This window comes from Streptomyces sp. NPDC033131, assembly GCF_055578365.1.
Genome location: NZ_JBVIPA010000003.1, coordinates 277,202 through 289,442, shown reverse-complemented (window position 1 = coordinate 289,442; position 12,241 = coordinate 277,202). Strand labels below are relative to the sequence as shown.

Below are 12,241 nucleotides of genomic sequence, written 5' to 3'. Positions count from 1 at the left end.
ATGTCTATGCGTGACGGTGACGAGAAGCTTCCGATGTCTCCCTTGTCTCCGCCACTGTCCGAGCAATGTCCTCTGGGCGCTCGTGCTCCCAGAAACGGAGCACTGTCCAACCTATTTGTTGGAGATGTGCGGTGGTCTCGCGGTCGCGGGCCATGTTCTTGTCGAGCTTGTTGCGCCACCACTCGGCATTCGCCTTGGGCTGGGTCGCGTGCTCAGGGCAGCCGTGCCAGAAGCAGCCGTCCATGAAGATCGCGATCTTGGTCTTGGTGAAGACGATGTCGATCGTCCGGCGAGGCATCCCGGGCACCGGCACGTTCACTCGGTAGCGCAGACCGGCAGAATGTAGGAGTTTTCGGATCGCCACCTCGGGGTTTGTGTTGCGAGAGCTCTGGCGGCTCATGCGGGCGGAAACGGTGGGGGAGGACGGGACTGCATCTGGCACGTGAGTATTGTGCCGGCGTGGGGCTGAGGGAGGGGCGTCCGTCTGCGCGGGAGGAATCATCAAGACCTGTGGCCGCCAATGGCGCCAGGTGCTAGTCCAGTCGTAGAGCGGTGCCAAGGGCACATACTCCCGTATGTAGGCGATCTTCTCGCCTTGAAGCCTGGCGATCGTTGCGCCTCGAAAGTGGCTGCCCTGCCAGGTGCAGGAGAAGATCCACTCGGGGATCAGGGCCTCACCGCCAGTCGTAGTCGTCGGTCATGCTCCGCTGCTGGTCGTGCCGATGCCTGCCGAACAGAGCTGTGCCCGACCCACGCGATCAACGTCCCGTTACCCGGCGGAGCTATGTTGTCCGTCATGAGTGCGATGATCGAAAGCGACGATCCCACAAGCGCCTGACCGGCAAGGTCATAGTTGTCACCGGCGCCGTCCGAAGCCGAGGCATTGACCCAGGCCGGCGCCCAGGTCGTGGCCACTGACGTGCGCCCGGAGTGCGGCCGACGGCGTCTCGACGCCACCAGCGACCGGCTGGGCGGAGCTCGCCGCCGACCTGGGCAAGACCCACGGCCATGTCCTCTCTCCGACGAGTCCGCCTTCATCACCGGAGTGGAGATCATCGTGGACGGAGGCATGACCGCCGGACGCGCACTAAGGGTCGACCACGAGAGCAGAGGGGCCGTCCCCTAGTCCACCCCGTGGCACTCCCCATAAGCCCGCCCCGACCCACACCAGCAACCCGCCCCCCGCTGCGGCGGCCACACCACCGCCCGGCCCCGCGCCGCCAGCGTCGTCGCGTACTGCGGTAGTAGCGCCGCGTCTTCCGGGGACGCGCCCTCCGAGGCCGCGAACGCCTCGTACGACGGGACGGTCCCCGTCACGATGCCCAGGTTGGGAGTCCCCGACGAGGCCAGTTCGCGTAGTGACGCCTCTATGGTCGCGAGGTGTTCCTCGTGGGAGGGGTACTCCGTTGCCAGCGACGGGTACGTCGAGACCAGTTCTGTCAGTTCGGCTGTCGGCCAGTGCAGGACCGCCACCGGGAAGGGGCGGGACAGGGCCTCGCGGTAGGTGCCGAGTTCTGCTCGGAGACGCGAGATCTCTGCCGCCAGCTCCGCCGGGTTGTCCGAGCCCAGGGACCAGACGCGCTTGGGGTCGTGGAGTTCGTCCAGGGAGACGGGGGAGGTGTGGAGGGTGTCCGCCAGGACGTCCCAGTCGTCGTGGCCGATGCCCAGCATGCGGCGGACCCGGTGGCGGCCGAACAGGAGGGGATGCGTCGAGTACGGGGGCTGCGCGTCCTCCGTGAGGAGCAGCTCCACCGCCTCCGTGAACGTCTCGTGCGCCGCCTCCAGCTCGTCGTGCGCCTCCAGCGCCTCCGCCACGATCACCCAGGGGGCCGCCTCGCGCGGGGACGCCGCCCGGACGCCCTCGATGATCGCCCTGGCCTCGGCCTCGTGGCCGTACTCCCAGAGGTTGGAGGCTTTCAGGGCTCGTACGAGAAAGGGGTCCTCCAAGCCCTCCGGTGACGACAGCAGGCGGTCGTAGAGGGTGCTGGCGGCGGGGCGGTCGCCGGCGAGTTCGAGGTGGGCCGCGGCCTGCAGGAGCAGGGCTTCGGCGTCCTCGGGATACAGGCCGGCGGTCCGCTCCAGGCGGGCCGCTTCAGCGGTGTGGTCGACGTTCTCGGCAGGCGTGTCGGGGCGCATGCATGACACCGTACTGCCGGGCCCTGACAAAAGGAGAGGTATCCCCAGGCCAGCAAGCGGATCGGCGGCTCGTGGACCGGCGGAGTGGGTTCCGGCACGTCCGACACGTCCGGCTCGTACCGGCTACGCCTTGCACTTTCCCTCCGGGGCTCCGGGGCTCCGGGGCTCCGGAGCTCTGGTCCGGAGTCCCGGAGGTGTGGACGTCCCCTTTAGATCGTCACCCCGTCGATCTGCAGCGTCTGCACCGCCTTCGCCGCGAACGGCACCGCCACCGACTTCCCGCTCAGCCGCGTGTCCGAGTACGCCCTGTACTTGTCGCCGCCCGTCGTGACCGTGTTCCAGCGCGGGACCAGGCCGCCCGAGCCACCCGTCACCGTGGTGAAGCGGGAGAGGTCGAAGGTGAGGGTCTGGGCGGACGTGGAGGTGTTCACCGCCACGATCACCAGGCGCTTCGCGGCCGCGTCGTAGGCGGCCGCCGCGTAGCCCACACCCGTGTCGATGATCCGCATCCCGGGACGGATGTGGCGGCTGAACTGCGCCATGACGTAGTACTTCGTCTGGACCGTCGTCGGCTGGAGCGTGTTCTGGTCGTACGCGATCATCGCCCAGCCGGCCGTCGGGTCCATCACCTGCCAGTAGACCCACGCCGTCGGGTGCAGCCAGCGGAAGTCGAGGCAGAGGTTCGACGCCATGGTGAGGCCCGTGCCGTCGCTGTCGCCCGTTTCCGAGTTCCACAGCTTCTTGCCGGACGTCGTCACCACGTCCGTGTACAGCAGGTCCCGGCGGCCGCCCGAGCCCTGGTAGCCGTGCACGTTGACCTGGCTGACCAGGGCCTTGGTGGAGGAGTTGAAGGCGGCCCAGGTGGAGCGGGCGGTGTCGTAGTTCGTCTCGTCGGACGCGGTGATGCGCAGGCCGGTGAGGCCGCGCTTGTCGAGTTCGCTGCGCATGTGGGGGAGTACGGCGGCCTGGACCGCGGGGTCCATGTGGCAGCCCTCCTGGGTGCCGGTGGCGGTCCACCAGGACGCGGCCGGTTCGTTGAAGGGGTCGACGGTCGCGAAGTTCACGCCCCAGTTCGACTTCGCGCGCAGGGCCACGGCAGCCAGGTGGGAGGCGTGCTGGCGGTAGTTCCAGGTCTGGAGGTTGTTGCCGCCGCCCGACGCGCCCGACGGGTTGTGGTTGGCGCACATCCACCACATCGGGGAGTTCGCGAAGAGCTCGGACACGGCGCCTCGCTGCGTCGCCTTCACCAGCATCGCCCGCTGGTTCGCGTCCGCCGACCAGTTCCACGCCGAGGACGCCGGGTCCTCGTTGTTCCAGTCCTGCCAGAAGCCCTCGATCTGCTTGAAGGCGGGGATGTTGGGCGACTCCACCATCGTCTCGCCGCCGACGCTGTTCCAGCTGCACGCGCCCAGGTTGTAGCGGGCGATGTTCATGCCGAGGCCGGGGAGCGTCGTCCCGTTGTACGACACCGACTTGGTGGTGAAGAAGGCGTCGGCGAAGTCGTCCCGCGCGCCGAACACGTTGGCCCACCAGGCGAGGGAGGTACCCCAGCCCTCCCACGTTCCGTACGAGGTGCCGGGGTTGACGGCGATGGTGGCGTCCGCGCGTGCGGTGCCGGTCGCCAGGGCGCTGCCGAGGAGCGTCCCGCCCGCGGCTGTGAGCAGTGTTCTACGTCGGATCATGGCATCTCCGATTCATCGACGACCGGTCCCTGAACCGGAGTCGTGGCCTGTCCCCGTTCGTGCCTCGACGAAGCATCGGGTGTGGTGTGTGAGGTTGTCGAGGGTTGTGACAGCCCTTTTCTCAACCTGTGGAGGAAGGTGTGCGAGGTACCGAACGGGCCCGATCAGGTATAACCAAGGGCAGGACAAGCAGACGTACAAGCAGACTTACGAGAGGAGGGCCCGCCCCGTGATCCGCAGCCTGGCGAATCTGCGTCCCGCCGCCCTCCTGCTGATCCTCTTCCTCGACGTCGTGCTGCTCGACGCCGGCAGCCTCTCCGCCACCGTCGCGCTCGCCGCGACCGCCGCGGCCGGTTCCGCGTTCGCCGCCTGCTCGCTCCTCGCCTCCCGCTCCGCGCTCGCCGTGCCGCCCACCCGGGTACGTACGGCCATCCGCGACCGCGCCCGCCGCACGGCGTTCCTGCCGCAACGCGACCCCGACGCCAGGGGGCGCACCCGGCCCCGAGCGCCGGGGCACGCCCTCCCGACGACCGTCGCGTAGGGCATCAGCCGCACTCCACCGCCGCCCCGCGCGGGTCGTCATGCCGTCGTTCATCACCCGGCACGACGAGACCCCCGGAGGGCTCACCCATGTCCGTTTTCGCCGATCTGGTCCGGCACCTCGCCGACCTGCTCCAGCCGCTGTTCGGCGCGACCGCGGCCGCTGCCGCGATCGTCCTGTTCACCGCGTTCGTACGACTCCTCGTGCATCCCCTGTCCCGGGCCGCCGCGCGGGGGCAGAAGGCCCGGGCCGCGCTCCAGCCGAAGGTGGCGGAGCTCAGGAAGAAGCACGGGAAGGATCCCGCGAAGCTCCAGAAGGCCGTGATGGAGCTGCACGCCGAGGAGAAGGTGTCGCCGCTGTCGGGCTGCATGCCGAGCCTGTTCCAACTGCCCGCGTTCTTCCTCCTCTACCACCTGTTCTCCAACACGCGGATCGGCGGACAGGCCAACGAACTCCTCTCGCACCAACTGCTCGCCGCGCCCCTCGGCGACCGCTGGACGGACGCGCTCGGCGACGGCGGGGCGTTCGGGGCCGCCGGGCTGGTGTACGTCGGGCTGTTCGCGTTCGTCGCCGTGGTGGCCGTGTTCAACTTCCGCCGTACGAAGCGGATGATGGCCGCGAATGTGGCGGTGCCGGCGCAAGGCGCGGGGCCGGTGCCCGGGATGGGTGCGATGACCAAGGTCATGCCGTTCATGTCCTTCTTCACGCTGTTCACCGTGGCGGTGGTGCCGCTGGCGGCCGCGCTGTACGTGGTGACGAGCACGACGTGGAGTGCGGTGGAGCGGGCGGCGCTGTACCGCTGAGCCCCCCACGGCCCCGGTCGGTCCAGTCCGTGAACCGGGTATTGCGGACTGGACGCCGACCTTGCACGATCGACCAGTCATCCGATGGCTGCACCCGTCGGTCGACGTGCCCGCGATCGAGGGAGACTGTGACCATGAAGCTGCTGCGAGTCGGTACGGCGGGATCGGAACGGCCCGCGCTGCTCGACGCCGACGGGATCCTGCGGGATCTGTCCGGCGTCGTGCCGGACATCGACGGGCCGCTGCTCGCCGACGAGGACGCGCTCGGCCGGATCCGCGCCGCCGCCGAGGGGGGTTCGCTGCCCGCGCTGGACGCCACCGGGCTGCGGGTCGGACCGCCGCTCGCACGGATCGGCAAGATCGTCTGCATCGGGCTCAACTACCACGACCACGCGCGGGAGACCGGGGCCGAGCCGCCCGCCGAGCCCGTGATCTTCTTCAAGGCCGCGGACACGGTGGTCGGGCCCTACGACACGGTGCTGGTTCCTCGCGGGTCCGTGAAGACCGACTGGGAAGTCGAGCTGGCGGTCGTCATCGGGCGTACGGCTCGGTATGCGGAGTCCGTGGAGGAGGCGCTGGGGTGTGTCGCCGGGTACGCCGTGGCGCACGACGTGTCCGAGCGGGAGTTCCAGATCGAGCGGGGCGGGACCTGGGACAAGGGGAAGAACTGCGAGACGTTCAACCCGCTGGGACCGTGGCTCGTGACGGCGGACGAGGTGGCCGATCCGCAGGATCTGTCGCTGAAGCTGTGGGTCAACGGGGAGCTGAAGCAGGACGGCACGACGGCCGAGCAGATCTTCCCCGTCGGGGAAGTGGTGCGGTACGTCAGCCAGTTCATGACCCTGTATCCCGGTGACGTGATCAATACCGGGACACCGGCGGGCGTGGCGCTCGGAGCACCCGAGCCGAAGCCGTTCCTTCGGGCCGGTGACGTGGTGGAACTGGAGATCGCAGGGCTCGGCCGGCAGCGGCAGGAGTTCAAGGACGCCTAGGGTCAGTTGTGAAGTGCTGGTCACAGCCACCCGTCGAGGGCTGCGACCAGCACGGTTGCCTCGTAGCGGACGGCGAGCTTGTCGTACCTCGTGGCCATGGCCCGGTGGCGCTTGAGCCGGTTGATCCCGCACTCGACCGCATGCCGCTGTGTGTAGTCGGTCTTGTCGAACGTCGGTGGCCGACCGCCTCGGGAGCGAGTTTCTGACGGTCGCGGACCCGGTTACTCACCGTCCTTGTTCCACGTATTTCCTGAAGTGCTCCAGATCGTTGCCGACCACGCGTTCGACCGTGTTCGCCTGGGCGAAGCCTCTCGGGCCGCCGAAGGTGTCCCTGACGGCATCCGGGTCGTACTCGAGCCGTGCTTGGACGCGGGTGTGGTTCTTGTCGATCGGGAGCAGGGAGAAGGAGCCCGTCAGCTCGGGGGTGCCTCTGGTGTGCCACTCCAGCACGCGGTTCTCCGCGTGGTCGTGGTAGTCGGCATCGAGTTCGCGGGTGTCGTCGCCGGCCTCGATGGAAAGATGCGCGCGGCCCTTCGCGTCTGCACGCGCGTCGCGTACTCCGTCCACGAAGCGTGAGTAGTTCTCCACGTGGTGCAGGCTGTCCCAGGCCTTGTCGATCGGGACTCCGACGTCGACATGTTTCTCGAGGGTGCTCATGGCCCACCTCCATGTTCGGTTCACGTCGTACGGCCTTGCTCTTTCCAGTGTGCGCCTGCAAGCCCAAGGGGGTGTTGTGAAAGTGCTGGTCACAGTTACTCGTTGATCGCTGCGACCAGCGCGGTCGCTTCTTGGCGGACGGCGAGCTTGTCGTACCTCGTGGCCATGGCCCGGTGGCGCTTGAGCCGGTTGATCCCGCACTCGACCGCGTGCCGCTGTTCGTAGTCATCCTTGTCGAACTTTGGCGGCCGGCCGCCAAGCGATCCACGCTGGAGGCGGTTGCGGACCCGGTCCGCCGGAACCGGGATGATGGCCTTGATCCCCCGTCTGCGCAGGTAGGAGCGATTGCTGCGCGAGCCGTACGCCTTGTCGGCCCGGACCCGGTCCGGGCGCTTGCGCGGCCTGCCGAGCCCCAGCCGGGGGACTGGATGGCTTCAAGGACCGGTTCGAACCGCGGGGAGTCGCCCCGCTGCCCGGCCGTGATCACGACGGACAAGGGCTTCTGCCCCTGCTCGATCGCGAGGTGGATCTTGCTGGTCAGTCCACCGCGGGAGCATCCGAGGCCGTGGTCGGCCGGCTCGACGAAGATCCCGTCGGGTGGCTCCTTCTGGAGGTCCCCCTTTTCGCCGCTCCGGCGGCGTGCTGATGGGCCCGGCAGACGGTGGAGTCGATGTTGGCATCCCAGGTGATCAGGCCCATCGTGCCCGCCTCGGCCTGGAGCTGGGTGAGGATCCTCGCCCAGGTGCCGTCCCGCTGCCGGCGCCGGAACGGGTCATAGACCCGGTCCCACGGCCCATAACGTTCGGGCGCGCCCCGCCAGGGAGCACCGGTCCGGGGCCGCCACCGTATGCCGTCTGTCAGCTGCCGCCGCGTCCACACCCGCGGCAGACCCGGCTTGATGCCCGTCGGCAGCAGAGGCTCGAGCCGGTTCGGCGACCACTGGCCGTTCGTCAGATCCCCACGTGCCACAGGACGTGATCATCAACGAACAAGATCCATCTTCGCGACAGACCCTAGAGGGCGGGGGACTGCTACTGCGCGGCGGCCACGGGTTGTTCGTGGCCGCCGCGCAGTTCCGCGCCCTCCTGGGGGCGTCCACCTCACGCCAGCAGAGCGGCCAGCCGGCGCCAGCCCTCCCGCGGCAGCGCGTCCCTCGGCTCGTCGTCCACCAGCTGCAACGCCACATGGTCCGCGCCCGCCTCGTAGAACGCGTCGATGCGGGCGCGGACCGTCTCCTCGTCGCCCCACGCGAACACCGCGTCGACCAGACGGTCGCTGCCGCCGTTCGCGAGGTCGTCCTCGGTGAAGCCGTGACGCAGGAAGTTGTTCGTGTAGTTCGGGAGACCGAGGTACAGGGCGAGGAACTCGCGGGCCAGCGTGCGGGCGCGCGTCGGATCCTCCTCCAGGACGACCGCCAGCTCGGGGGCCAGGACCGGGGCGTCGCCGAGGATCTTGCGGGCGTACGCGGTGTGCTCGGGGGTCACCAGGTACGGGATCGAGCCGGCGGACCGGTCGCGGGACAGTTCCAGCGTCTTCGGACCGAGGGCCGCCAGGAGCCTGCGGTCCGCCGGAACGCCCGCCGCGTCCAGCGCGTCGAGGTGGGCGACCAGGGCCGAGTAGGGGCGACGGTACTGCTCCGCGACCTTGGCGTGGCTGACGCCGAGGCCCAGGACGAAGCGGCCGGGGTGGGCGGCCTCCAACTCGGCGAACCGCGCGGCGCTGTCGGCGGCCTCGTGCTGCCAGATGCTCTGGATGCTGGTGCCGACCGTGAGCGTCGAGGTCGCCTCGATCAGCGGTGCGGCGTTGGCGGCGGAGCTGTTGCCGCCCAGCCAGACGGCGCCGTATCCCAGGTCTTCCAATTCGGCCGCGGCCTCGGCGAGTTCGCCGCGCCGGGCGGGGTCCTCCGAGCGCAGACCGACGCTCCAGACGCCGTACCGTCCGATGGATTCCTTCAGGGCGTCACTCATGGGCCGTTCCCTCCGGTCGGTGTGCTGTACAGCGGTGCCAACCGGAGGGTGCCCCGAGATCTTCCCCTCAGTGACGGGTCACTGCTTGGACGGTCTGACCGGTCTGACCGGTCGCAGGTAGGCCGTCACAGGCCCAGGAACTGCTCCAGTGCCTCCACGACGAACCGGTGGTCCTGCAACTGCGGCAGCCCCGAGACCGTGACCGCGCCGATCACGCCGACGCCCTCCACGGTGATCGGGAAGGAGCCGCCGTGGGCCGCGTACTCGTCCGGGTCCAGGCGGGAGGACTCCTCGAAGGTCGTGCCCTTGGCGCGGCAGCGGGCGCCCACCAGGTAGGAGGCGGAGCGGTAGCGCTCGACGACCCGGCGCTTGCGGGTGATCCAGGCGTCGTTGTCGGGGGCGGAGCCGGGCAGTGCCGCGTGGAAGAGCTGCTGACCGGCGAGGTGGATGTCGACGGCGACGGGGGCCTGGCGTTCGCGGGCCAGGTCGACGATGAGGGAGCCCAGCGCCCACGCGTCGTCGTACGTGAACTGGCGGAAGACCAGACGGCGTTCCTGCGCCTCCAACTCCTCCAGGGGCGGGGTGAGTTCCGGGTGGAACTTCGGGGTGATCTCCTGGTTGTGCGTCTGGTTGTGCGTCTGGTTGCGCGACTGGTTCTGCGTCACAGCGACACCGCCACTCCGTCACGGGCCGAACGGCGCGCCGCCTCCAGTACGTCGAGGGCGGCGGCCGCCTCCAGAGCGGTCACCGGATTGGGACCGCCGTCGGCGAGGGCCCTGGCCACGGCCGCATAGTAGGCCGGGTAGTCGCCGGGAAGGGTCGGTTCGGCGCGGCCGCCGCCGGTCAGCGGGGACTCTCCGGCCCCGACCAGGCCCCACAGCGACTCGGGCTCCCAGCCCCAGTCGGCGGTCCGGCCGGGGCGCCTGCCCTCGCGCAGGTCCGCCTCCTGCGGGTCGAGGCCGTACTTCACATAGCCCGCCTTCGCGCCCAGCACCCGGAAGCGGGGGCCGAGCTGGGCGGTGGTCGCGGAGGCGTACAGGTGGGTGCGGACCCCGCTGGTGTGCGTGATCGCGATGAACGTGTCGTCGTCCGTCTCCGCGCCCGGGCGGCGGACGTCCGACTCGGCGTACACGGAGGCGGCCGGGCCGAAGAGGACCAGCGCCTGGTCGACGAGGTGGCTGCCGAGGTCGTAGAGCAGACCTCCGACCTCTGCCGGATCGCCGGACTCCCGCCAGCCGCCCTTCAGCTGTGGCCGCCAGCGCTCGAAGCGGGACTCGAAGCGGTACACGTCGCCCAGCTCGCCGTCCGCCAGGAGCCCCCGCAGGGTCAGGAAGTCGTTGTCCCAGCGGCGGTTCTGGAAGACGGACAGGAGCAGGCCGCGCTCCTCCGCGAGGGCCGCCAGCTCGCGTGCCTCGGCGGCCGTGCCGGCGACGGGCTTGTCCACGACCACGGGCAGGCCGGCCTTCAGGGCGGTGGTGGCGAGCGGGACGTGCGTCTTGTTCGGGGACGCGACGACGACCAGGTCCAGCTCGTCGGCCCGGTCGAACAGCTCGTCCGGTGTGGCGACCGGGCGCACGTCCGGGAACTCGGCGCGGGCCTGCTCCTGCCGCTCGGGGTTCGAGGTCACCACCGTGTCCAGGGCGAGCCCTTCGGTCGCGGCGATCAGCGGGGCGTGGAAGACGGAACCGGCGAGGCCGTAACCGACGAGGCCCACGCGGAGAGGGGTACCAGCAGTCTTGCGTCCAGTCATGACCTCCACTTTCGCAACGCTGTTGCCAAAGTGCAAGCGCCGGGGACAATGGGGGGCGTGAACAGGGCGAAGGGCGGCAAGGGCGGCAAGGACGCAGGGGCGGGCGGCGGTGCGGCGGGGGTGAACCTGCTCGCCCTGCGCAGCCACAACACCGCGCTGGTGCTCGACCTGCTGCGCACGGCCGGCCCGGAGGGCATCAGCCGGCTCGAACTCGCCGAGCGGACGGGCCTGACCCCGCAGGCGGTCAGCAAGATCACGGCCCGGCTGCGCGCCGAGGGCCTGGCCGCGGAGGCCGGGCGCCGGGCGTCGACGGGCGGGAAACCGCGCACGGTACTGCGGCTCGTGCCGGGCGCGGGGCACGCGGTCGGAGCGCATCTGGACCGGGACGAGCTGCGTACGGTCCTGGTCGACCTGAACGGCACCGTCGTGGCCGAACGCCGGGCGCCGCTGGACCTGGGGGCGGGCGCGGATGCCGTGGTGGGGGCGGTGGCGCGGGAGGTCGAGGGGCTGGTGGGGGGCGGTGCGGGTGGTGCCCCTGCTGCCCCTGCTGCCCGCCCCTGCCCCGGCTTCGCCGATGGCGGCGCCCGTCTCGGCCTTCTCGGTGTCGGGGTGGCCCTCCCCGGCCCGCTCGACCACGCCCGTGGCGTGCTGCACCGGGTCACCGGGTTTCCCGAGTGGGACGGCTTTCCGCTGCGGGACGCGCTGGTACGGCGGCTCGGGGTGCCGGTCGTCGTCGACAAGGACACCAACGCGGCGGCGCTCGGGCTGGCGGTGGCGGGAGAAGGCCAAGGGGCCGGCGAGGCAGGTGGGACCGGCGGGGATGGGGCTGGCGGGGCGGGCGGGTCCTTCGCCTACCTCTACCTCGGTACGGGGCTCGGCGCCGGGCTCGTGATCGGCGGGGTCGTGCACCGGGGGGCGCGGACCGGGGCGGGGGAGTTCGGACACCAGGTCATCCAGCTGGACGGGCCGCGCTGCGAGTGCGGGAACCGGGGGTGCGTCGAGACCCTGTGTCTGGACGCGGTGGCGCGCGGCGAGGTCGAGGAGGCGGCGCGGGTCCTGGGGGAGGGCGCCGCGAACCTCGTCGGCCTGCTGGACATCGACCTCGTCCTGCTCGGCGGCCGTACGGTCAGCGCGGCGCCGGAGGCTTTTGTACGTGGGGTCGCGGGCGTTCTCGAGGTCCGTGGGGGGCGTGGGGGTGCGGTGCCGGTGCGGGTTGCCTCCGGCGGGGTTGCGGAAGGGGCGGCTCAGCTGCTGCTGGCGCCGTTGTTCGGGCGGGGGGACGGGTGACGGAGGTCCGTTCGTCTCGGTCCGTGCGGGTCGGCTGTCGCTGGGCGGGGGTGGGTCGCGCTGCCGGGCGCTGACGGGGTGCCGTCCGCGCCCACCCGTGCCGCCCTGGCGGCACGATTGCCCGCGGGTTGACGGGGCCCGGCGGGGGTGGGTCGCGCTGCCGGGCGTTGGCGGGGTGCCGCCTGCGCCCACCCGTGCCGCCCTGGCGGCACGATTGCCCGCGGGTTGACGGGGCCCGGCGGGGGTGGGTCGCGCTGCCGGGCGTTGGCGGGGTGCCGTCCGCGCCCACCCGTGCCGCCCTGGCGGCACGATTGCCCGCGGGGTGGCGGGGCCCGGCGGGGGTGGGTCGCGCTGCCGGGCGTTGGCGGGGTGCCGCCTGCGCCCACCCGTGCCGCCCTGGCGGCACGATTGCCCGCGGGTTGAACG

11 protein-coding genes and 2 pseudogenes are annotated in these 12,241 nt (G+C 70.8%); 4 read left to right on the top strand and 9 right to left on the bottom strand.

Features of this window, described 5'->3' with window-relative positions:
• Positions 1-4 precede the first annotated feature (4 nt).
• The 3 genes from ACZ5XS_RS06580 to ACZ5XS_RS06570 form a co-directional block, all read right to left on the bottom strand.
• Positions 5-400 carry a very short patch repair endonuclease gene (locus ACZ5XS_RS06580; RefSeq protein WP_468648376.1) on the bottom strand — a complete coding sequence of 132 codons (396 nt, stop codon included), beginning with the start codon at positions 398-400 and terminating at the stop codon, positions 5-7.
• Between the two features lie 722 nt (positions 401-1,122).
• On the bottom strand, positions 1,123-2,136 hold the full coding sequence (locus ACZ5XS_RS06575; protein ID WP_468648375.1) for an SEC-C metal-binding domain-containing protein: 1,014 nt from the start codon (positions 2,134-2,136) through the stop codon (positions 1,123-1,125).
• A 209-nt stretch (positions 2,137-2,345) separates the two neighbouring features.
• Positions 2,346-3,818: a glycoside hydrolase gene (locus ACZ5XS_RS06570; protein ID WP_468648373.1), complete on the bottom strand. Its 1,473-nt coding sequence runs from the start codon at positions 3,816-3,818 to the stop codon at positions 2,346-2,348.
• A gap of 229 nt (positions 3,819-4,047) precedes the next feature.
• Between ACZ5XS_RS06570 and ACZ5XS_RS06565 the strand changes: the two genes are divergently transcribed.
• The 3 genes from ACZ5XS_RS06565 (at position 4,048) to ACZ5XS_RS06555 (ending at position 6,154) form a co-directional block, all read left to right on the top strand.
• On the top strand, positions 4,048-4,359 hold the full coding sequence (locus ACZ5XS_RS06565) for a DUF6412 domain-containing protein (RefSeq protein ID WP_468648371.1): 312 nt from the start codon (positions 4,048-4,050) through the stop codon (positions 4,357-4,359).
• Positions 4,360-4,448: 89 nt separating this feature from the next.
• Complete coding sequence (locus tag ACZ5XS_RS06560; protein WP_468648369.1) at positions 4,449-5,162, top strand: YidC/Oxa1 family membrane protein insertase; 714 nt, start codon at positions 4,449-4,451, stop codon at positions 5,160-5,162.
• Between the two features lie 134 nt (positions 5,163-5,296).
• The gene (locus tag ACZ5XS_RS06555) at positions 5,297-6,154 is read left to right on the top strand and encodes a fumarylacetoacetate hydrolase family protein (protein WP_468648367.1); all 858 of its coding nucleotides are present in this window, start codon (positions 5,297-5,299) and stop codon (positions 6,152-6,154) included.
• 20 nt (positions 6,155-6,174) lie between these two features.
• Here ACZ5XS_RS06555 and ACZ5XS_RS06550 read toward each other — a convergent pair.
• The 6 genes and pseudogenes from ACZ5XS_RS06550 to ACZ5XS_RS06525 all read right to left on the bottom strand — a co-directional run.
• A pseudogene (locus ACZ5XS_RS06550) lies at positions 6,175-6,368 on the bottom strand (IS5 family transposase); the annotation flags it as partial.
• 11 nt (positions 6,369-6,379) lie between these two features.
• Positions 6,380-6,811, bottom strand: coding sequence for an SRPBCC family protein (locus ACZ5XS_RS06545; protein WP_468648365.1), 432 nt, complete (start codon positions 6,809-6,811; stop codon positions 6,380-6,382).
• A gap of 95 nt (positions 6,812-6,906) precedes the next feature.
• Positions 6,907-7,780: pseudogene (locus tag ACZ5XS_RS06540) on the bottom strand (IS5 family transposase).
• A gap of 131 nt (positions 7,781-7,911) precedes the next feature.
• The gene (locus ACZ5XS_RS06535) at positions 7,912-8,778 is read right to left on the bottom strand and encodes an LLM class F420-dependent oxidoreductase (protein ID WP_468648363.1); all 867 of its coding nucleotides are present in this window, start codon (positions 8,776-8,778) and stop codon (positions 7,912-7,914) included.
• 125 nt (positions 8,779-8,903) lie between these two features.
• The gene (locus ACZ5XS_RS06530) at positions 8,904-9,443 is read right to left on the bottom strand and encodes a heme-degrading domain-containing protein (RefSeq protein ID WP_468648361.1); all 540 of its coding nucleotides are present in this window, start codon (positions 9,441-9,443) and stop codon (positions 8,904-8,906) included.
• The gene (locus ACZ5XS_RS06525; RefSeq protein ID WP_468648359.1) at positions 9,440-10,528 is read right to left on the bottom strand and encodes a Gfo/Idh/MocA family oxidoreductase; all 1,089 of its coding nucleotides are present in this window, start codon (positions 10,526-10,528) and stop codon (positions 9,440-9,442) included. Before ACZ5XS_RS06525 ends, ACZ5XS_RS06530 begins: the two co-directional genes overlap by 4 nt.
• Before the next feature lie 48 nt (positions 10,529-10,576).
• On the opposite strand from ACZ5XS_RS06525, the gene ACZ5XS_RS06520 reads away from it, so the two are divergent.
• Positions 10,577-11,815, top strand: a complete 1,239-nt coding sequence (locus ACZ5XS_RS06520) for an ROK family transcriptional regulator (RefSeq protein ID WP_468648357.1) — start codon at positions 10,577-10,579, stop codon at positions 11,813-11,815.
• The last annotated feature ends 426 nt before the right edge of the window (positions 11,816-12,241 follow it).

Coding starts and splice junctions, on each gene's coding strand:
- ACZ5XS_RS06555 (WP_468648367.1), top strand. CDS start 5,297: ATGAAGCTGCTGCGAGTCGGTACGGCGGGATCGGAACGGCCCGCGCTG.
- ACZ5XS_RS06570 (WP_468648373.1), bottom strand. CDS start 3,818: ATGATCCGACGTAGAACACTGCTCACAGCCGCGGGCGGGACGCTCCTC.
- ACZ5XS_RS06535 (WP_468648363.1), bottom strand. CDS start 8,778: ATGAGTGACGCCCTGAAGGAATCCATCGGACGGTACGGCGTCTGGAGC.
- ACZ5XS_RS06545 (WP_468648365.1), bottom strand. CDS start 6,811: ATGAGCACCCTCGAGAAACATGTCGACGTCGGAGTCCCGATCGACAAG.
- ACZ5XS_RS06575 (WP_468648375.1), bottom strand. CDS start 2,136: ATGCGCCCCGACACGCCTGCCGAGAACGTCGACCACACCGCTGAAGCG.
- ACZ5XS_RS06520 (WP_468648357.1), top strand. CDS start 10,577: ATGGGGGGCGTGAACAGGGCGAAGGGCGGCAAGGGCGGCAAGGACGCA.
- ACZ5XS_RS06560 (WP_468648369.1), top strand. CDS start 4,449: ATGTCCGTTTTCGCCGATCTGGTCCGGCACCTCGCCGACCTGCTCCAG.
- ACZ5XS_RS06525 (WP_468648359.1), bottom strand. CDS start 10,528: ATGACTGGACGCAAGACTGCTGGTACCCCTCTCCGCGTGGGCCTCGTC.
- ACZ5XS_RS06580 (WP_468648376.1), bottom strand. CDS start 400: ATGAGCCGCCAGAGCTCTCGCAACACAAACCCCGAGGTGGCGATCCGA.